The organism is Isoptericola sp. NPDC055881, from assembly GCF_053615895.1.
Genome location: NZ_JBSHCR010000005.1, coordinates 72937 through 92310, shown reverse-complemented (window position 1 = coordinate 92310; position 19374 = coordinate 72937). Strand labels below are relative to the sequence as shown.

Annotated in this window: 22 protein-coding genes; 8 read left to right on the top strand and 14 right to left on the bottom strand. The window is 73.5% G+C overall.

The window, feature by feature from the left end; genetic code table 11:
* Window positions 1–123: 123 nt before the first annotated feature.
* The 4 genes from sdhC to ACWGKI_RS02920 are packed head-to-tail and all read left to right on the top strand — an operon-like array spanning window position 124 to window position 3598.
* Complete coding sequence (sdhC, locus tag ACWGKI_RS02935; protein ID WP_380242462.1) at window positions 124–507, top strand: succinate dehydrogenase, cytochrome b556 subunit; 384 nt, start codon at window positions 124–126, stop codon at window positions 505–507.
* Window positions 507–971 carry a succinate dehydrogenase hydrophobic membrane anchor subunit gene (locus ACWGKI_RS02930; protein ID WP_380242460.1) on the top strand — a complete coding sequence of 155 codons (465 nt, stop codon included), beginning with the start codon at window positions 507–509 and terminating at the stop codon, window positions 969–971. The genes sdhC and ACWGKI_RS02930 overlap by 1 nt, the downstream gene beginning before the upstream one ends.
* Window positions 972–986: 15 nt before the next feature.
* Complete coding sequence (gene sdhA, locus ACWGKI_RS02925) at window positions 987–2822, top strand: succinate dehydrogenase flavoprotein subunit (RefSeq protein ID WP_380242458.1); 1836 nt, start codon at window positions 987–989, stop codon at window positions 2820–2822.
* Window positions 2822–3598: a succinate dehydrogenase iron-sulfur subunit gene (locus ACWGKI_RS02920; protein WP_380242456.1), complete on the top strand. Its 777-nt coding sequence runs from the start codon at window positions 2822–2824 to the stop codon at window positions 3596–3598. Before sdhA ends, ACWGKI_RS02920 begins: the two co-directional genes overlap by 1 nt.
* Here ACWGKI_RS02920 and ACWGKI_RS02915 read toward each other — a convergent pair.
* From ACWGKI_RS02915 to sigE, 7 genes are all read right to left on the bottom strand, one after another.
* Complete coding sequence (locus ACWGKI_RS02915) at window positions 3582–4640, bottom strand: YihY/virulence factor BrkB family protein (RefSeq protein WP_380242454.1); 1059 nt, start codon at window positions 4638–4640, stop codon at window positions 3582–3584. The two genes, ACWGKI_RS02920 and ACWGKI_RS02915, sit on opposite strands and share 17 nt — an antisense overlap.
* Window positions 4641–4667: 27 nt before the next feature.
* A complete protein-coding gene (locus ACWGKI_RS02910; RefSeq protein WP_380242452.1) occupies window positions 4668–5222 on the bottom strand; it encodes a 2'-5' RNA ligase family protein in 555 nt (184 codons plus the stop codon).
* A complete protein-coding gene (gene trpS / locus ACWGKI_RS02905) occupies window positions 5219–6286 on the bottom strand; it encodes a tryptophan--tRNA ligase (protein WP_380242450.1) in 1068 nt (355 codons plus the stop codon). The genes ACWGKI_RS02910 and trpS overlap by 4 nt, the downstream gene beginning before the upstream one ends.
* A gap of 82 nt (window positions 6287–6368) precedes the next feature.
* Complete coding sequence (locus ACWGKI_RS02900; RefSeq protein WP_380242448.1) at window positions 6369–6773, bottom strand: Sec-independent protein translocase family protein; 405 nt, start codon at window positions 6771–6773, stop codon at window positions 6369–6371.
* Window positions 6774–6835: 62 nt separating this feature from the next.
* On the bottom strand, window positions 6836–8170 hold the full coding sequence (locus tag ACWGKI_RS02895) for a S1C family serine protease (protein ID WP_452184546.1): 1335 nt from the start codon (window positions 8168–8170) through the stop codon (window positions 6836–6838).
* Window positions 8167–9120: a zf-HC2 domain-containing protein gene (locus ACWGKI_RS02890; protein ID WP_452184544.1), complete on the bottom strand. Its 954-nt coding sequence runs from the start codon at window positions 9118–9120 to the stop codon at window positions 8167–8169. Before ACWGKI_RS02890 ends, ACWGKI_RS02895 begins: the two co-directional genes overlap by 4 nt.
* A 35-nt stretch (window positions 9121–9155) precedes the next feature.
* Entirely contained in the window at window positions 9156–9782 is a 627-nt protein-coding gene (sigE, locus tag ACWGKI_RS02885; RefSeq protein WP_380242441.1) for an RNA polymerase sigma factor SigE, read from the bottom strand.
* Window positions 9783–9974: 192 nt separating this feature from the next.
* On the opposite strand from sigE, the gene ACWGKI_RS02880 reads away from it, so the two are divergent.
* Entirely contained in the window at window positions 9975–10547 is a 573-nt protein-coding gene (locus ACWGKI_RS02880; protein WP_380242439.1) for an O-methyltransferase, read from the top strand.
* 100 nt (window positions 10548–10647) lie between these two features.
* On the opposite strand, the gene ACWGKI_RS02875 is transcribed toward ACWGKI_RS02880, so the two are convergent.
* The 4 genes from ACWGKI_RS02875 to dapE all read right to left on the bottom strand — a co-directional run bounded on the left by ACWGKI_RS02875 (window position 10648) and on the right by dapE (window position 14004).
* Window positions 10648–10815 carry a DUF3117 domain-containing protein gene (locus ACWGKI_RS02875; protein WP_380242437.1) on the bottom strand — a complete coding sequence of 56 codons (168 nt, stop codon included), beginning with the start codon at window positions 10813–10815 and terminating at the stop codon, window positions 10648–10650.
* A gap of 163 nt (window positions 10816–10978) precedes the next feature.
* Entirely contained in the window at window positions 10979–11926 is a 948-nt protein-coding gene (gene folP, locus ACWGKI_RS02870) for a dihydropteroate synthase (RefSeq protein ID WP_452184541.1), read from the bottom strand.
* The gene (locus ACWGKI_RS02865; protein WP_380242433.1) at window positions 11923–12789 is read right to left on the bottom strand and encodes an LOG family protein; all 867 of its coding nucleotides are present in this window, start codon (window positions 12787–12789) and stop codon (window positions 11923–11925) included. Before ACWGKI_RS02865 ends, folP begins: the two co-directional genes overlap by 4 nt.
* A gap of 9 nt (window positions 12790–12798) precedes the next feature.
* Complete coding sequence (gene dapE, locus ACWGKI_RS02860; RefSeq protein WP_452184539.1) at window positions 12799–14004, bottom strand: succinyl-diaminopimelate desuccinylase; 1206 nt, start codon at window positions 14002–14004, stop codon at window positions 12799–12801.
* Between the two features lie 30 nt (window positions 14005–14034).
* Here dapE and dapD point away from each other — a divergent pair, with 30 nt between their 5' ends.
* Both dapD and ACWGKI_RS02850 read left to right on the top strand, forming a co-directional pair.
* The gene (gene dapD / locus ACWGKI_RS02855; RefSeq protein ID WP_452184537.1) at window positions 14035–15003 is read left to right on the top strand and encodes a 2,3,4,5-tetrahydropyridine-2,6-dicarboxylate N-succinyltransferase; all 969 of its coding nucleotides are present in this window, start codon (window positions 14035–14037) and stop codon (window positions 15001–15003) included.
* Window positions 15004–15005: 2 nt separating this feature from the next.
* On the top strand, window positions 15006–15914 hold the full coding sequence (locus tag ACWGKI_RS02850; protein ID WP_452184535.1) for a hypothetical protein: 909 nt from the start codon (window positions 15006–15008) through the stop codon (window positions 15912–15914).
* A 29-nt stretch (window positions 15915–15943) separates the two neighbouring features.
* Here the strand turns inward: ACWGKI_RS02850 and ACWGKI_RS02845 are convergent, their stop codons facing one another.
* From ACWGKI_RS02845 to fdxA, 3 genes are all read right to left on the bottom strand, one after another.
* Window positions 15944–17266, bottom strand: coding sequence for a citrate synthase (locus ACWGKI_RS02845; RefSeq protein ID WP_380242425.1), 1323 nt, complete (start codon window positions 17264–17266; stop codon window positions 15944–15946).
* Window positions 17267–17449: 183 nt separating this feature from the next.
* Entirely contained in the window at window positions 17450–18622 is a 1173-nt protein-coding gene (gene dapC / locus ACWGKI_RS02840) for a succinyldiaminopimelate transaminase (protein ID WP_452184532.1), read from the bottom strand.
* Entirely contained in the window at window positions 18622–18939 is a 318-nt protein-coding gene (gene fdxA, locus ACWGKI_RS02835; RefSeq protein ID WP_380242421.1) for a ferredoxin, read from the bottom strand. Before fdxA ends, dapC begins: the two co-directional genes overlap by 1 nt.
* A 193-nt stretch (window positions 18940–19132) precedes the next feature.
* On the opposite strand from fdxA, the gene ACWGKI_RS02830 reads away from it, so the two are divergent.
* Entirely contained in the window at window positions 19133–19366 is a 234-nt protein-coding gene (locus ACWGKI_RS02830; protein ID WP_380242419.1) for a hypothetical protein, read from the top strand.
* Window positions 19367–19374: the final 8 nt, after the last annotated feature.

Below are 19374 nucleotides of genomic sequence, written 5' to 3'. Positions count from 1 at the left end.
TGGGTCACGAAACGCCCCGGGGCGTCCCGGTTTGCCGGACCTGGTGTGCCACGAGCCGACCGGATGTCATTACAGTGACCGTGAACGGAATCCACACAGAATCCGCCAACGGAGGCTCCCCCCGTGCCTACAGCACCTGCTGGCACGCTCTACCGCGGCCGTGAAGGCATGTGGTCCTGGGTCGCGCACCGCGTGACCGGCGTGCTCATCTTCTTCTTCCTTCTCGTGCACATCCTGGACACGGCGCTCGTCCGGGTCTCGCCCGAGGCCTACAACGCCGTCATCGGCACGTACCAGACCCCGATCATGGGACTCGGGGAGGCGGGCCTCGTGGCCGCGATCGTCTTCCACGCGTTCAACGGCGTCCGCGTGATCCTCGTCGACTTCTGGGCCAAGGGCCCGAAGTACCAGAAGGCCATGCTCTGGGTCGTCGTCGGCCTGTTCGTCGTGACGATGGCCGGCTTCCTGCCGCGGCACCTGATGAACGTCTTCGGAGGTGGGCACTGATGGCTCAGACCCAGACCCCGTCCGCGATCGCCGCCCCGCGGTCCCCGTACGCGCGTCGCAAGACCACCCGCGGCAACTACGAGCTGTACAGCTGGGTGTTCATGCGGGCGTCGGGCGTCGTGCTGCTCGTCCTCGTCTTCGGGCACCTGTTCGTCAACCTCATGGTGGGCGACGGCGTGCACGCGATCGACTTCGCCTTCGTCGGCGGCAAGTGGTCCTCCCCGTTCTGGCAGGTCTGGGACCTGCTGATGCTGTGGCTCGCGATGATCCACGGCACCAACGGCGTGCGCACGATCATCAACGACTACGCCCAGCGCGACTCGACGCGCGGCGTGCTCAAGGCGCTGCTGTACCTGGCGTTCACGATCGTCGTCATCCTCGGCACCCTCGTGATCTTCACGTTCAACCCGTGCCCGCCGGACGCGCCGGCGAACCTCCTGCCGTCGATCTGTTCCGCGAACTAAGGACTGGCTCCCCCGATGCAGACACACCAGTACGACGTCGTCATCGTCGGCGCAGGCGGCGCCGGCATGCGCGCGGCGCTCGAGGCCTCCGGCGAGGCCCGCACCGCCGTCATCTCGAAGCTCTACCCCACCCGCTCCCACACCGGCGCCGCCCAGGGCGGCATGGCCGCCGCCCTCGCGAACGTCGAGGAGGACAACTGGGAGTGGCACACCTTCGACACCGTCAAGGGCGGTGACTACCTGGTCGACCAGGACGCCGCGGAGATCCTCGCGAAGGAGGCCATCGACTCGGTCCTCGACCTGGAGAAGATGGGCCTGCCCTTCAACCGGACCCCGGAAGGCCGGATCGACCAGCGCCGGTTCGGCGGGCACACCCGTGAGCACGGCCAGGCCGCGGTGCGCCGCGCCTGCTACGCCGCGGACCGCACCGGCCACATGATCCTGCAGACGCTCTACCAGAACTGCGTGAAGCAGCAGGTCGAGTTCTTCAACGAGTTCTACGTCCTCGACCTCCTGACGGACCACGACCTCACCACGGAGCAGATCGAGGACGGCGCCGAGGTCAACGCGACCGGCGTCGTCGCCTACGACCTGGCCAGCGGCGAGATCCACGTCTTCCAGGCGAAGGCGATCATCTTCGCCACGGGCGGCGCGGGCAAGATCTTCAAGACGACGTCCAACGCGCACACCCTCACGGGTGACGGCATGGCCCTGGCCTACCGCCGGGGGCTGCCGCTGGAGGACATGGAGTTCTTCCAGTTCCACCCGACAGGCCTGGCGGGCCTCGGCATCCTCCTGTCGGAGGCGGCCCGCGGCGAGGGCGGCATCCTGCGCAACTCGGACGGCGAGCGCTTCATGGAGCGCTACGCCCCCACCATCAAGGACCTCGCCCCGCGCGACATCGTCGCCCGGTCGATGGCCAACGAGGTGCGCGAGGGCCGCGGAGCCGGCCCGAACAAGGACTACGTGCTGCTCGACCTGACGCACCTGGAGCCCGCGCACATCGACGCGAAGCTCCCGGACATCACGGAGTTCGCGCGCACCTACCTCGGCATCGAGCCGTACACCGAGCCGGTGCCCGTGTACCCCACGGCGCACTACGCGATGGGCGGGGTGCCGACCAACATCCAGGGCGAGGTCCTCCGCGACAGCCACAACGTGGTCAAGGGCCTCTACGCCGCGGGCGAGGTCGCGTGCGTCTCCGTGCACGGCTCCAACCGTCTCGGCACCAACTCGCTCCTGGACATCAACGTGTTCGGCAAGCGCGCCGGCCGTTCGGCGGCCGCGTACGCGAAGACCGTCGCGCAGCACGCCGAGCTCCCCGAGAGCCCGGCCGCCCGCGTGGAGGCGCAGCTCGCCGAGATGCGCGACCGTCCCGACGGCGAGCGCGTGGCGGACGTCCGCCAGGCGCTGCAGGAGACGATGGACGCGAACGCCCAGGTGTTCCGCACCGGCGACTCCCTGAACGAGGCGCTCGCCACGATCCGCGACCTCCAGAAGCGGTACCGGAACGTGTCCGTCCAGGACAAGGGCAAGCTGTTCAACACGGACCTGCTCGAGGCGATCGAGCTCGGCTTCCTGCTGGACATCGCCGAGGTGACCGTCGTCGCCGCCCTCAACCGCAAGGAGTCGCGCGGCGGGCACTACCGCGAGGACTTCCCGGCCCGCGACGACGCGAACTACATGCTGCACACGATGGCGTACCGCCGCCCGACGTCGGCCCCCGACGCCGGCGACGGCCACGTCCCGGGCTACTTCGACCACGTCGAGGACTTCGGGGACTACAAGGTCGTCCTGGGGTCCAAGCCCGTCATCCAGACCCGGTACGAGCCCATGGAGCGGAAGTACTGATGACTGCTGTTCTCGAGAACCCCGCTGCCCCGTCGTCCGAGCCCCAGGCCGGCGCCGTCCCCAGCTTCGAGGTCACGCTCCGCATCCGGCGGTACAACCCCGAGTCGGTGCACGGCGAGGAGTCGACCTGGGACGACTTCACCGTCCAGGTGCACGGCACCGACCGCGTGCTGGACGCCCTGCACAAGATCAAGTGGGAGCAGGACGGGTCGCTGACCTTCCGGCGCTCCTGCGCCCACGGCGTCTGCGGTTCCGACGCCATGCGCATCAACGGCCGCAACCGGCTCGCCTGCAAGACGCTCCTCAAGGACATCAACCCCGACAAGCCGATCACCGTGGAGCCCATCAAGGGGCTGCCCGTGGTGAAGGACCTCGTGGTCGACATGGAGCCGTTCTTCGCGTCCTACCGCGAGATCATGCCGTTCCTCATCACGTCGGGGAACGAGCCCAGCCGCGAGCGGATCCAGTCCCCCGAGGACCGCGCCCGCTTCGACGACACCACCAAGTGCATCCTGTGCGCCGCGTGCACGTCGTCGTGCCCCGTCTTCTGGACGGACGGCCAGTACTTCGGCCCCGCCGCCATCGTCAACGCGCACCGCTTCATCTTCGACAGCCGCGACGAGGGTGGCACGCAGCGCCTGGAGATCCTCAACGACAAGGAAGGTGTGTGGCGCTGCCGCACGACCTTCAACTGCACCGAGGCCTGCCCGCGCGGCATCGAGGTCACCAAGGCGATCCAGGAGGTCAAGCGCGCGATGATCACCCGCGCGTTCTGACGCTGGACGCCCGCAAGGCGTAGGAGCCCCGTCGTACCCCGCGTACGACGGGGCTCCACGGCTTTCCGGAGCCCTGCCCGCGCCGCACGACTCGGTCGATCTCCGCGGCGTCCCGCCTCGCGGCGACCTCCGCCTCCGCGTAGGCGATCTCGTCCAGCCGCGGCGGGTCGTAGACCCACGCGCACACGAGCAGCAGCACCCGGGCGACGAAGTTGACCAGCACCAGCACGGTCACGAGCCCGGCGAACGCGGCCAGCAGCGCGTTCTTCGAGGCGCCCGCCGCCACGACGGAGGTGCCGAGCCAGCGCAGCGCGCCCGCGACCACCCCGGCCGCGAGGCAGCCCAGCAGGAAGTCCCGCCGTTTGCGGGGCTGGACCCGCGCGACGACGCGGACGATGAGGTAGACGAGCAGCGCGTCCAGCGCCACCCCCACGGCGGCCGTCCCCAGGGCGGTGAGCTGCGCCACGAGGAAGCTGCTGCCGAAGAGGTCCTCGACGCGCCGGCTGACGGTCTGCGAGACGATGCTCGCCGCGGCGGACGCGACGATCATCCCGCCGAGGATGACGAAGCCGAGCAGCTCCCAGATCTTGGACAGCACGGGGCTGACGCCCACGACGGGCAGGTCGAACATCGACCGCACCGACCGCCGCAGGGCCCGCATGAAACCGATCGCCGTCCAGAGGAACACCACGGCGGCGACGATGGTGGCCGGGTTGATGACCGACGGCAGCAGGAGGTCGCTGGGCGCGACGATGCCGTCCGGGTTCGCGTCCGACCGGATCAGGCCGGGCAGCCAGGTGTTGATCTGCTTGAAGACGGCTTCCTGCAGCTCCGGCCGGTCGGCGAGGGTGCGGGAGAACACCGTGAACCCGATGGTCAGCGCGGCGAAGAGGGAGAAGATCGCGGTGTAGGCGATGCCGCCGCACAACAGGGCGCCGCGGCGGTCGACGTACCAGTACCAGGACCGGACGGGCCGCAGGCTCCTGAACCACTCGTAGACGGTCAGGGACCGCTCCCTGACGCGCTCGAGTCGGTCGTTCACGAGGGCGACACTACCCAGCGGCGGCCCTCAAGGAGCGGCAGGCCCACCCGCGAGCCGGAACGACCGCTGCGGGCGCCACACGCCGTCGTCGCCGTGCTCGTACTGCCAGAGCCGGTCGACCTCGAACACGCCGTCGAAGTCGGCCATCTCGACGAAGGCGCGGTCCAGGTCGGCCTCGGTCACCTCGTGCGCGACGGTGACGTGCGGGTGGTAGTTGAACCGCAGCTCCTGCGCCAGCACGCCCGACCGCGCGGCGGTCTCGAGCTGCTCGCACTCGGCGATGCCCTCGGCGAGGGCGACGAACACGACCGGCGAGATCGGGCGGAACGTGCCCGCACCACGCAGGTGGATGCGGAACGGGGCCGTCTCCTCCGCGACCTTCTCCAGGTGCTCGGACACGGTGTCCAGCAGCGACTCGTCCACGACGGTGGGGCCGATCACCGTGATGTGCGGCGGGATGGCGTGCGCCAGGGGGTCGCCGAGCCGGGCCCGTGCCTCCTGGAGCTGCGTGCCGTACGGCTCGGGCACCGCGATGGCGACGCCGATCCGTACCTGGGCCGGCCCGCGGTCGGGGAGGTTCACCGGGCGCCCCGCGGCAGCAGGCCGAATCGTTCGTAGACCCGGTCGAGCACCGGGCGTGCGATGCCGCGCGCGCGCTCGGCGCCGTCGGCCAGCACCTTGTCGAGCTGTGCCGGGTCCGCCAGGTACGTCTGCGCCCGCGCCTGGAACGGCTCGAGGAAGGCGACGACGGCGTCGGCCAGGTCCACCTTGAGGTAGCCGTAGCCACGGCCGTCGTACTCGGCGGCGATCTCGTCGACGCCCCGGCCGGTGACCGCCGAGAAGATCGTGAGGAGGTTGGAGACGCCGGGCTTGGCGGCCGGGTCGTAGCGCACGCCGTAGCTCTCGTCGGCGTCCGTGACGGCCGACTTGATGGCCTTGACCGCCTTCTTCGGGTCCTCGAGCAGCCAGACGACGCCCTTGCCGCCGGCGTTCGACTTGCTCATCTTGGCCGTCGGCTCCTGCAGGTCCTGGATCTTCGCCACGGCCTTGACGATGTGCGCCTCGGGGACGACGGCGGTGCCCTCGCCGAAGCGGGTGTTCAGCCGCACCGCCAGGTCGCGGGTGAGCTCCAGGTGCTGGCGCTGGTCCTCGCCGACCGGCACGAGGGCCGTGTCGTAGAGCAGGATGTCCGCGGCCATGAGCACCGGGTAGGTGAACAGCCCGACGGTGGTGCCCTCGGACCCCTGCTTGGCGGACTTGTCCTTGAACTGGGTCATGCGGCCCGCCTCGCCGAAGCCGGTCTGGCAGGACAGGATCCACGCCAGCTCGGCGTGCTCGGCCACGTGCGACTGCACGAACAGGATCGACCGCTCCGGGTCGATGCCGCCGGCGAGGTACTGCGCGGCCGTGCGCCGGGTGCGCTCGCGCAGCGCCGCCGGGTCCGGGTTCACGGTCAGGGCGTGCAGGTCGACGACGCAGTACAGCGCCTCGTGGCCCTCCTGGAGCGCCACCCACTGGGCCAGCGCACCCAGGTAGTTCCCGAGGTGCAGCGACCCGTCGGTCGGCTGCATGCCGGAGAAGATGCGGGGCAGCCCCGGCGCGGACGCTCCGCGCTCCAGGGACGATGAGGTGGCGACGTCGGGCATGGCGTCCATTGTGGCAGGTCGCCCGGGCCCGCCGGAAACCGGTCCGGGGCCTGGTCGCTCCTAGGCCGCTCCTAGGTCGCTGCTAGGTCGCCTCGTCGTCGAACGGCGCGGGCACGGTGACGCTCGACTGCTCCGAGGTGGTCGTGGCGGCAGGCGTCGCGGACCCGCCCGCGGCGGGCGCCGCCGCGGCGGTCGCGGCCGGGACGGACGCCCGGACGGGGGCCGGGTCGTCGTCGTCGTCCATCAGGGCCTCGCGCACGATGCGGCGCGGGTCGTACTGCCGGGGGTCCAGCTTGGACCAGTCCACGTCCTTGAACTCCGGCCCCAGCTCCGTGTCGACCCGTTCCTTCGCGTCGCGCAGCAGGCTCCGGCCGCGCTTCACGAGCGACGCGAGCTGGGCCGCGTACCCGGGGAGGCGCTCGGGCCCGATGAGCAGGACGGCGAGCACCACGATGATGAGGAGCTCACCGCCGTTGATGTCGAACACGGGAGCAGCCTAGCGCCCGCCGGCGGGGTGCCGGGCGTCGCGCCGGCAGACGGGCCGGAGCGTCACTCGCTCTCCCGCTCCTGGAGCACGACGCGCACGTCCCGCTCGTCGCCGTCGGAGCGGACGCGCAGGGTCACCGCGTCCCCCGGCTGCCGGGCACGGATGGCGACGATGAGCGCGTCGCTCATCGTCACCGGGCGCCCGTCGACCGAGAGGATCACGTCCCCGGGACGGATGCCGGCCCGGTCCGCGGGCCCGTCGGGGGTCACCGCCGCCTGACCCTGCTGGGGGTCGGTGGAGACCTTCACGCCCTCGCCCGTGTACGAGGTGTCCAGGAGCGCCCCGATCACCGGGTAGGTGGCGTGCCCGGACTCGATGAGCTGCTCGGCGGTGTGCCGGGCCTGGGCCGACGGGATCGCGAAGCCGAGGCCGATGCTCCCCGTCGCCGACATCGCGCCCGGAGGCTGGGCGATCGCGGAGTTGATGCCCACGACCTCGCCGTCCGCGTCGATCAGCGGGCCCCCGGAGTTCCCGGGGTTGATCGCGGCGTCCGTCTGGATCGCGTCGATGAACGCGGTCGCGGCGCCGCCGGTCTCGTCCCCCGCCTGCACCGGGCGGTGCAGCGCGCTCACGATGCCGGTGGTCACGGTCGAGTCCAGGCCGAGCGGGGCGCCCACGGCGAGCACGGCGTCGCCGACGACCACCTCGTCGGAGTCCCCGAGCACGAGCGGGTCGAGCCCGTCCTCGTCCACCTTGAGCACGGCGAGGTCGTAGTCCGCCGTGCGGCCGACGACCTTCGCGTCCCGCTCCCGACCGTCGGAGAACGTCACCACGGTCGCGCCGCGGCCACCCTCCGCGGCGACGACGTGGTTGTTCGTGAGGATGTACCCGTCCGCGCGCAGCACGAACCCGGACCCGGTCGCGACCCCGTCGGCTCCCGTCACCTGGATCGACACGACGCTCGGGAGCACCTCGGCGGCGAGCTTCGCGACCGAGCCTTCGGGACGTGCCGCCGCCGCGGTCGCTCCCGTCGTTGAGCCGCTGGTCCCCGACGTGGGCAGCGCCGCGTCGGCGGGGCGGCCGTCGTCGAGCGCGTCCGAGACCCGCGCGCCCGCGAAGCCGCCGACGGCGCCCGTCAGCAGGGCGAGAGCCACCACGGCGGCCGTGCCCGGACGACGCCGGCGGACGGTCGTGGAGGGGCGCACTGCGGGCTCACCCGGCGCTCCGGGGGCCTCGGCCGGTGCGGCCGAGGTGACCGGGGACGACAGGGTCGCCGGGAACGGCGACGCGGGGAGCGCGGGGGCGACGTGTGCGACCGGCGGGGTGGCCTCGGGGGCGCGCACCGGCGGCTCGGGCGGGGCGAACAGGTCGTCGTCGGGGCGGGACGGTTCGGTCATCGGCGCCAGAGGGCTCCTGTCATCGTGGTCCAGCCGCGGGAGATCTCGCGCAGCACGCCGGCGTCGTCGCCCTCGGCGGAACCAGGGAACGCGGCGACGAGCTCGGCGAGCGCGTCGGCGGGCAGGTCGGACGCGACGTCGACGGCGGTGTCGCCGGACTGCCAGGCGACGTGCCAGGGGTCGCTCGACAGCACGCGCAGGTCGTGGCCCCCGACCGCGAGCGCCCCCGTCGGCCCGGCGAAGCCCGTGCCCGACCCCGCGGACGTCTCCAGGTCGGCCAGCTGACCCTGGCGCAGGCACACGACGGCGTTGCCGTCCGGCCCGGACAGGTCCAGCTCCACCGACCCTGTGGCCGACCCGTCGGTGGCCGTGCAGCCGTCGGTGCGCAGCGCGTCGACCGCGTACCCCGCGGGCAGCGCGTCGGGCGCGGCCCACCCGTGCTCGTGCAGCCAGCCGAGCGCGTCCGTGGTGCTGGCGGCGGCCGCCGCCGCGTCGGCGTCCCCGTCCGCCTCCGCCCCGGCCAGCAGGGTGAGCGCCGCGGCGCGCGACGGGTCGGGGCTCACGACCGGCGCCTGGCCCAGCACGAACAGCGCCACGCCGAGCACACCGACCCCGCCGGCGCCCGCAGCGACGAGGCGCCGGGTGCGGAGGCGGCGCCGCGCGCCGAGGTCGCCGGAGAGCGTGGGCGCCCAGGCGGCGGGCCGCTCCCAGCCGGTCGACGTCCGCCGGTCGCGCAGCGGGTCGCCGGCCGTCGACGGGATCGAGGCGGACAGCGCCAGGAGGCGGTCGGTGAGCGCAGGGTCGGGCGCGACGTCGCAGGCGCCCGCGAGGGCGCGGTGCGCGGCACGGGCGGCGTCGAGCTCGGCGGCGCACCGCGCGCAGCCGGTCACGTGCACGAGCGCCCGCTCGGTGGAAGCGGCGTCGAGCTGGCCGTCGGCGAGGTCGCTCACCCACGGTCCGAGGTGCCCGCCCCCGGCGTAGCCCGTCACGAGGCCGCCCCGCCGCCCGCGTCCCGCGTCACCTCCGCGCGACGGTGCTCCAGCGCGTCGCGGAGCTGCGCGCGGGCCCGGTGGATGCGCGAGCGGACCGTGCCGAGCTTGATCCCCAGCGTGACGGCGATCTCCTCGTAGCTGAGGCCCTCGATGTCGCACAGGACGACGGCCGCACGGTACTCGGGCCGCAGCGCGTCGAGGGCCGCCTGCACGTCGTGGTCGAGGTTCGCGTGCTCGAACCCGCGCTCGGGCCGGCCGTGGTCCTCCGGCGCCGCGACCCGGGCCGCGTCGTCACCCATGGCCTCCATGCGGATGCGCTTGCGGCGCCGCACCTGGTCGAGGAAGAGGTTGGTCGTGATGCGGTGCAGCCAGCCCTCGAAGGTGCCCGGCGTGTAGCTGGACAGCGACCGGAAGACGCGCAGGAACGTCTCCTGGGTGAGGTCCTCGGCGTCCTGCCGGTTGCCGCTCAGGCGGTAGGCCAGGCGGTAGACGCGCGCCGAGTGCTCGCGCACGATCGCGTCCCACGAGGGGGGCGTCCACGCGGCGTCCTCGGGCACGCCGAGGGCCGCCTCGGCGGGGGCCTCGGGCACGTCCTGCACGGGAGCGGGGTCGGTCGTCATCATCACCATCGTCCCACGGCAACGTCCGGGCACGCCGCGACGTTCCCGCGTACGATCACGGCAGCATCACCCGCGCCGGCCACCGTCGGCGACCCCCGCCGTGGAGGACCCGCCATCAGCACCGACGTCGACGCCCGCAGCGGGCGCACCGCAGCCTGGGCCTACAGCGAGGCGTTCGTCCCCGAGGACGACGTGCTGCTGCGCGCGCGGGAGCGTGCGGCCGAGCTGGGCTGCCACGCCGCCTCGCCCGGCACGGGCGCCCTCCTGCAGGTCGTGGCCGCGTCGCTCGGCGCCCGCGCCGTGGTCGAGGTGGGCACCGGCACGGGCGTCGCCGCGCTCTGGCTGCTGCGCGGCATGCCGGCGGACGGCGTGCTGACGACCATCGACGCCGAGCTGGAGCACCAGCGGGCCGCGAAGCGGGCGTTCGCCGAGGCGGGGATCCGGCCGGCCCGCACCCGGACGATCCCGGGCCGCCCGGCCGAGGTCCTGCCCCGGCTCACCGACGGCGCGTACGACCTCGTGCTGGTGGGGGCCGAGCCCCACTCCTACCCCGAGTACGTCGAGGCCGGGCTGCGGCTGCTGCGCCCGGGCGGCGTGCTGGCGGTCGACGGCGCCCTGCACGGGGGGCGCGTGCCCGACCCCGCGCGCCGGGACGAGGTGACGACCGTCGTGCGCGAGGTCGGCCGCTCCCTGCGTGCCGACGACCGGGTGCTCTCCGCCCTGGCGCCGTCCGGGGACGGGCTGCTGCTGGCCGTGCGGCGCTGACCCGCGCTGACCTGCGCTGACCTGCGCTGACCCGGAGACAAAAAGAGACGAGCGCGAGGCACCTGCCTCGCGCTCGTCGCGTCTGTCGCGTCCGACGTCGTCAGCCGACGACGGCCCGGAGCGCCTCGCCCAGCTCGGTCGCCTCGGTGGCGTTCAGCTCCACGACCAGACGGCCGCCCCCCTCGAGCGGGACCCGCATGACGATGCCGCGTCCTTCCTTGGTGACCTCCAGCGGCCCGTCGCCCGTCCGCGGCTTCATCGCAGCCATCTGTGGCTCTCCATTCCGTTGTCCGGTTCCTCGGCCTTACCCCAGCCCGCTGCCCGCCGGTCGACGGGGGCGGGCCGAGGCGCGCCCCACCATTCTAGTTCAGAACCTGCCCCTGACTTCCACACCCCGGACGCCTGCGGTCGACTGGCGAGACCGTCGGCCGTCAGGCCAGCCCACGCAGCACCGCGTACGGCGGCGCGTCGTCGCGCACGACGGCGACCAGGTCGAGCACGCGGCGGGTGGCGACGACGTCGTGGGTGCGGAAGACGCTCGCACCCATCCACGCGGCGAGGGCGGTGGCGGCGAGCGTGCCCTCCAGCCGTTCGTCCGGGCCGAGCCCCAGGGTCTCCCCGACGAAGTCCTTGCGGCTGAGCGCCATGAGCAGGGGGTAGCCCAGGCCGGCGAGCGCCTCCGTGCGACGCAGGAGGTGCAGCGAGTGCCAGGTGTTCTTGCCGAAGTCGTGCGTCGGGTCCACCAGGACCGAGCGGGGCGGCACGCCGCACGCGACCGCTCGCGCGGCCGCCTCCCGCAGCGTCGCGACGACGTCGTCGAGGACCCCGTCGCGGGGGTCGCCGCCCGCTCGTGCGACCGGCGGGTACTCGACGCGGTAGGGGTCGGTGCGCGGCACCGCGCCGCCGGTGTGCGAGCAGACGACGCCGACACCGGCCGCCCCCGCCACCTCGACGAGCGCCGGGTCGTGCCCTGCCCAGGTGTCGTTGACCAGGTCCGCGCCCGCCGCCACGACCTCCCGGGCGACGGCGGCGCGCCACGTGTCGACCGACACGAGCAGGTCGGGCACCTGCTCGCGCAGCCGCGCGACGAACGGGACGACGCGGGCGATCTCCTCCGCCTCGTCGACCTCCGGGCCGACTCCGGCGCGGACCCCGCCGACGTCGAGGATCTGCGCGCCGTCCTCCCACGCCTGGTGCGCGGCGGCGAGCGCTGCCCCCTCGTCGGGCTGGCGCGCCGGGGCGTAGAACGAGTCCGTGGTGCGGTTGACGATCGCCATCACCACGGGCCGCAGCGCCCCGTCCGCGCCGCGGCCGACCTCGCGTCCGCGCAGCACCAGCGGGGTGCCCGCCGCGGGGACCCCCGCCGGCGCCTCGCTCACGAGGCGTCGGACGACGCCGCGTCCTGCTGGTCCTCGACGAGGTCCTCCACGGACCGGCGCTCCGACGCGGCGAGGGCGCGGCCCCGCTCCACGACGTACTCGACGGCCTCCGCGGGTGAGTCGGTGAGGTGCATGAGGTCGACGTCGGCCGCGCCGACCATGCCCCGGTCCTTGACCGCGGTGCGCACCCACTCCAGGAGGCCGCCCCAGTAGTCGGAGCCGACGAGGACGAGCGGGAACTCGGTGACCTTGTGCGTCTGGACCAGCGTGAGCGCCTCGAAGAGCTCGTCGAACGTGCCGAACCCGCCGGGCAGCACGATGAAGCCCTGGGCGTACTTCACGAACATCGTCTTGCGGGCGAAGAAGTAGCGGAAGTTGACGCCGAGGTTCACGTGCTCGTTCATGCCCTGCTCGAACGGGAGCTCGATGCCGAGCCCGATCGAGGTGCCGCCCGCCTTCTGGGCGCCCGCGTTGGCGGCCTCCATGATGCCCGGGCCGCCACCGGTGATCACGGCGTACCCCGCCTCGGCGAGCAGCCTGCCGACCTCGACGGCCTGCGCGTAGTCGGGGTGCTCCCGCGACGTGCGGGCGGAGCCGAACACCGACACGGCCGGCCCCACCTCGGCGAGGGCGCCGAAGCCCTCGACGAACTCCGACTGGATGCGCATCACGCGCCAGGGGTCGGAGTGCACCCAGTCGGGGTCGCCCCCGCCGGAGAGGAGTCGCTGGTCGGTGGTCTGGGCGGGGATCTGCGTGCCACGCAGGAGCACGGGCCCCTTGCGGTAGCCGCTGCCCTGCTCGGGCACCCCGTCGTCGCCGCGGCCGGTGCCCTGGCCGCCGGGAGAGGTCGTCGCTCGCGTCATGCCTCGAGACTAGGCGCCCAGCAGCCACGCGCGCAGGGCGTCGCGCCCGGCGGCGAGCCGCGCGACCGGCAGCCGCTCGTCGTCCTTGTGCGCCAGCACCGGGTCGCCCGGGCCGAAGTTCACCGCGGGGATCCCGAGCTCGGCGAACCTCGCGACGTCCGTCCAGCCGTACTTGGGCCGCGGCTCGGTCCCCGTGGCGCCCTGGACGGCGGCCACGAAGTCCGCCGCGAGGGGGGCGTCCAGGCCGGGGCGCGCGCCCGGTGCGGCGTCGGTGACGACGACCTCGAACCCCTCGAAGAGCTCCCGCACGTGGGCCTCCGCCTCCGCCACGCTCCGCGAGGGCGCGAAGCGGTAGTTGACCGTCACGGTGCAGGCGTCGGGCACGACGTTGCCCGCGATGCCGCCGCGGACGCCCACCGCGCCCAGGCTCTCGCGGTACAGCAGCCCGTCGACCTCGACCTCCCGGGCCTCGTAGGCGGCGAGGCGGGCGAGCACCGGGGCCGCCGCGTGGATGGCGTTGACCCCCGCCCACGCCCGCGCGGAGTGCGCGGCCACGCCGTGGGTGCGCACCTCGACGCGCAGCGTCCCGTTGCAGCCGCCCTCGATGCCGTTGTTGCTGGACTCCCCCAGGATGGCGAAGTCGCCCGCGAGCGCCTCGGGGTGGTTCCGCACGAGGCGCCCGAGCCCGCTGAGGGACGCCTCGACCTCCTCGTGGTCGTAGAAGACGTAGGTGACGTCGTGCACGGGCTCCGTGCCCGGCCGCCCCAGCTCGACGGCGAGGGCGAGGGCGATCGCCACCCCGCCCTTCATGTCCACGGTGCCCCGGCCCCACAGCTCGACGGTCCCGTCAGGGGCGGTCTCGAGCCGGGTCGGCAGGTTGGCCGGCTCCGTGAGGGGCACGGTGTCGAGGTGCCCGGCGATCACCACGCGCCGGTCGCGGCCGAGGTGCGTGCGCGCCACGAGGGCGTCGCCGTCGCGGAGCACGTCCAGGTGCGGCTGGGCGCGCAGCACGTGCTCCACGGCGTCGGCGAGCGCGGTCTCGTCGCCCGAGACCGAGGGCACGTCGCACACGGCGGCGAGGAGGTCCACGAGGTCGGACGACGCGACGGTCGCGGGGTCGAGCAGCGTGCCGAGCCGCACGGCGGGCTGCGGGGCGGGCTGCGGGGCGCGGTCGTCGGCGGGGGCGGCGGTACGGTCCGTGGTCACGCGCACCATCGTGGCAGACCCGCCGACTAGGCTGGTCGCATGACGACGCCTGCCTCCTCCCGCCCTGCCTGGGGCCTCGGACTCGCCACGGTCGCCGACGACGGCACGACGCTCGACGTCTGGTACCCCGCGCCCGTGCTCGGCGCCCCGCCGGAGTCCGACGTCGACATCCCGGTGGAGCTCGACGCCCTCACCGAGCGCGACGACGCCCGCCGGGTGGACGTCGTGGTGGTGCGCACGGTCATCGACCTGGACGCCGCCCCGCAGGACACCGCCGACGCCTACCTGCGCCTCCACCTGCTGTCGCACCGGCTCGTCCAGCCGCACGGCGTGAACCTCGACGGCCTGTTCGGCGTGCTGACCAACGTGGTGTGGACGTCGCACGGCCCGTGCGCCGTGGAGGGCTTCGAGGCCACGCGCCTGCGGCTGCGCGCCGACACCGGCCGCGCGGTCACGGTGCTCGGCATCGACAAGTTCCCGCGCATGGTCGACTACGTCGTCCCCGCGGGCGTGCGGATCGCCGACGCGGACCGCGTGCGGCTCGGGGCGCACCTCGCCGCGGGCACCACGGTCATGCACGAGGGCTTCGTCAACTTCAACGCGGGCACGCTCGGCGCGTCCATGGTCGAGGGCCGGATCTCCGCCGGGGTGGTCGTGGGCGACGGGTCCGACGTCGGGGGCGGCGCGTCGATCATGGGCACGTTGTCCGGGGGCGGCAAGGAGGTCATCCGCGTGGGTGAGCGCTCCCTGCTGGGGGCCAACGCGGGCCTCGGCATCCCGCTCGGCGACGACTGCGTGGTCGAGGCCGGGCTGTACCTCACCGCCGGGACGAAGGTGACCGTGCTCGGGGAGATGGGTGCCGACGGCGACCCGCTCGTCGTGAAGGCGCGCGACCTCGCCGGGCGCGACAACCTGCTCTTCCGCCGCAACTCGCGCACCGGCGCGGTCGAGGTGCTGGAGCGCGGCGGGGTGGGCATCGAGCTCAACGCCGCGCTGCACGCGAACTGACGGTGGGCGGGACCCGACGACGCCGGGCGCGGCGGGCGACCGGCGCCGCCGTCGCCGCCGTCCTCGTCGTCGGGGTCGGCGCGACGGCGGGCGTCGTGTGGTTCCTCGGCCGGACCGACCCGCCCGCGCCCGAGCGCTGCGCGGCCGAGCTGGACGGCACGTCCTGGTACCTGTCCACCACCCAGGCGGAGAACGCGGCGCTGATCGTCGGCACGTCCGTGCGGCGCGACCTGCCCGGCAGGGCCGCGACGATCGCTCTCGCGACCGCCCTCCAGGAGTCGCGGCTCGTCAACATCGACTACGGCGACCGGGACTCCGTCGGCATCTTCCAGCAGCGCCCGTCCCAGGGCTGGGGCACGGTCGACCAGATCATGGACCCGGTCTACTCGACGGGGAAGTTCTACGACGGCCTGGTGAAGGTCGAGGGCTACCAGGACATGGAGGTCACGGACGCGGCGCAGGCCGTGCAGCGCTCGGGCTTCCCGCAGGCGTACGCCCAGCACGAGACACGCTCGCGGGCGTGGGCGTCCGCCCTGACCGGGCACTCCCCCGGCGCCGTGACCTGCACGCTCCACGCGGTCGACGAGGGCGACGCGCCGGTCGGTGCCGCCGCGCGGGACGTCCTCGCGGAGCGGGCCGCGCGCGACCTCGGGCTGCCGGGCGACGCCCTGCGCGCCACCGGCGACGACCAGAGCTCCGTGCGCGTCGACGCGACCACCCTCCCGCTCGAGAGCGACCTCACGACGTGGGCCGTCGCCCACTGGGCGGTCGCGACGGCCTCGGTCACCGGTGCCGAGGAGGTCCGCGCCGGCGGCCAGGTCTGGTCGCGCGCCGACGGGGAGTGGTCCCGTGCGGACGACGAAGACCGCCAGCCCGACGGCCAGGTCACGATCGACCTGGCGGCGGGCTGACGGTCTCGGTCAGCGGTGCGGCCGTGCGCTCAGCGCTGCTCGAGCGCCACGTAGTCGCGCTCGGTCGGGCCGGTGTAGACCTGCCGCGGGCGGCCGATCTTCGTCTGCGGGTCGTGCATCATCTCGCGCCACTGGGCGATCCAGCCAGGCATGCGGCCCAGGGCGAACAGCGGCGTGAACATGGCGGGCGAGAAGCCCATGGCCTTGTAGATGAGGCCGGTGTAGAAGTCCACGTTCGGGTAGAGCTTGCGCTGGACGAAGTAGTCGTCCGACAGGGCGATCTCCTCGAGCCCGCGGGCGATGTCGAGCAGCTCGTCCTTGGCGCCGAGCTGGTCGAGCACGGCGTCCGCGTGCTTCTTGACGATCGCGGCGCGCGGGTCGTAGCTCTTGTAGACGCGGTGCCCGAAGCCCATGAGGCGGACGCCGTCCTCCTTGTTCTTGACCTTCTTCATGAAGGTCTCGACGGAGTCGTCGCCGCTGCGGATGCTCTCGAGCATCGTGAGGACGGCCTCGTTGGCGCCGCCGTGCGACGGGCCGGAGAGGGCGTTGATGCCGGCGGCGACGGACGCGTACAGGGTCGCGTTCGACGAGCCGACGATGCGCACGGTCGACGTCGAGCAGTTCTGCTCGTGGTCGGCGTGCAGGATGAGGAGCTTGTCCATGGCGGACACGAGCACCGGGTCGGACTCCCACTGCTCGTAGGGCCGCGAGAACGTCATGCGCAGGAAGTCGTCCACGTAGCCCCGGGCGTAGTCCGGGTACATGAGCGGCTCGTCGCGCGTGGCGCGGTGCAGGTACGAGGTGATGGTGCGGATCTTCGCGAGGATGAGGACCGTGGCGAGCTCGACAGCCTCCGGGTCGTGCGGGTCCAGCGACTCCGGGTAGTACGTCGGGAGCGCGTTCACCGCCGACGCGAGGATCGACATCGGGTGCCCGCCGCGCGGGAACGACGACAGGAACGCCCGGAAGCCCTCGGGGACCAGCGTGTGACGGTTGACCCGCTCCTCGAACGCCGAGAGCTCGGTGGCCGACGGCAGCTCGCCGTGGATGAGCAGGTAGGCCACCTCGAGGAAGGTGGACGAGTCGGCGAGCTGCTCGATCGGGTACCCGCGGTAGCGCAGGATGCCCTGGTCGCCGTCGATGTACGTGATCGCCGACTCGCACGACGCGGTGTTGGTGAAGCCGGGGTCGACCGTGACCAGGCCCGTGTCCTTGAGCAGGGACGACACGACGATGCCGTCGTTGCCCTCCGTGGCGGGGACGACGGGCAGCTGCCGGGCGGTGCCGTCGACGACGAGCTCGACCGTGGCGGTGTCGCCCGAGGTGCCTGCGGCAGGCGTGGTGGACGTCATGTCTTCCTTCCGTGACGGGCTCCACGGCTCCCGACGACGGGGGCGGTGAGCGCGTGACTCGTGACTCTGGGACGGGGGCGGCCCGGGGCACGCCGACCGCGTGAGTCCTCCAGGGCTACCGCGGCCTGCGGTCGAACCTACCCCCGAATACCAAGGTGTTCCAATCCCCTGCTCATCGCGCAGTCACGCAGATGTGATGCGGACCACAGCATCGGCCACGGAATCGTCCGGAGCGGTGAGCGCGACGCGGACGTGCCGCTCGCCCGCCGAGCCGTAGAACTCCCCGGGGCCGACGAGGATCCCGCGGCGCGCGAACCAGGCCGCGAGGTCGCGCGACGAGGCGCCCACCTGCGGCCCCGTGCGGTCGCCCGTCCCGGCGCGCCCGGCGGGGCGGGCCCAGAGGTACAGCCCCGCCTCGGACCCGTCCACGACGAAGCCGGCCGTCTCGAGGGCTCCGCGCAGGGCCGTCCGCCGGCGGCGGTAGACCTCGCGCTGCGCGAGCACGTGCGCGTCGTCACCCAGCGCGGCCGCCATCGCCGCCTGGACCGGGCCCGGCACGATCATGCCGAGGTGCTTGCGGGTGGCGAGGAGCCGGTCGACCAGGGCCGGGTCGCCCGCCACGAACGCCGCGCGGTACCCGGCCACGTTGGACTGCTTCGACAGCGAGTACGCCACCAGGAGGCCCTCGTGGCTGCCGCCCGTGACGCGGGGGTCGAGCAGGCTGGGCACGCGCGAGACCCCGTCCTCGCCCACCCAGGCGTCGCCCCACGGCAGCTCGGCGTAGCACTCGTCGCTCACGACGACGGCGCCGATGGCTCGCGCCGCCTCCACGACGCGGCGCAGGTGCGCGACGTCGGAGACCTCGCCCGTCGGGTTGCCGGGTGAGTTGACCCACACCAGGCGCACGTCGTCGCGTCCCGCCCAGGCGTCGACGTCGTCGGTGGCCAGCGGCGTCGCGCCGGCCAGGCGCGCCCCCACGTCGTACGTCGGGTACGCGACCGCGGGGTGCACGACCACGTCGCTCGGCCCGAGCCGCAGCAGCGACGGGAGCAGGCCGACGAGCTCCTTCGAGCCGACGGTCGGCAGCACGGCAGCCGGGTCGACGTCGGGGACGCCCCGGCGCCGGGCGAACCAGCCTGCGACGGCGTCGCGCAGCGCGGGCGTGCCGTGCGTCTGCGGGTAGCCGTGCGAGTCGGACGCCGCGGCGAGGGCGTCGCGGACCACGGCCGGGGTCGGGTCGACGGGCGTGCCGATCGAGAGGTCGACGACACCGCCGGGGTGGGCGCGGGCGGTGGCCCGCACGTCCCCCAGCGTGTCCCAGGGGTAGGGCAGGGAACCGAGGTCCGCGAAGCCCATCAGGCCTGGGGCGGCAGGGCGGCGATCATGGGGTCGTCCTTCTCGATGAGCCCCATCTTCGCGGCGCCGCCGGGCGAGCCCAGGTCGTCGAAGAACTCGACGTTCGCGCGGTAGTAGTCCTTCCACTGCTCGGGGACGTCGTCCTCGTAGTAGATGGCCTCCACCGGGCACACCGGCTCGCACGCACCGCAGTCGACGCACTCGTCCGGGTGGATGTAGAGCGACCGCGAGCCCTCGTAGATGCAGTCCACGGGACACTCCTCGATGCACGCCTTGTCCTTGACGTCGACGCACGGCTGAGCGATCACGTAGGTCACTGCGGGCTACCTTCCAGGTGACGAGGGGCCGCGTCCCGCCGGGGCGGTCTGCGGTGCTCGATGCTTCTTCGGCGATACCGGCGCGGGCGCTGCCCGCGCGGCCAACTCTAGTATCGCTGACGTGGTGCCTTCGCCGTCAGCCGTCCCACCTGCCGTACCGCCCCCCGCCGGTCCCCCCTGGACCCGGCTCCCCGTGGGCGCGCGCGTCGTCGTACGACGCCGCCTGACGCCGTCGGAGGCCGCCGCCGCCGGCGCCCGCTGGACCGACGTCGTCGGCGTCCTCACGGCCGTGTCCGAGGACGGGCTCCGGGTGCGGGCCGACCGCTCCCCCGGCCTCCCCGAGGTGGCCGTCCCCGCCGCCGAGGTCGAGGCGGTGAAGCCGGTCCCGCCGCGCCGACCGCGCCGGGGTCGCCCCGAGCAGGCCTGACGCCCGCC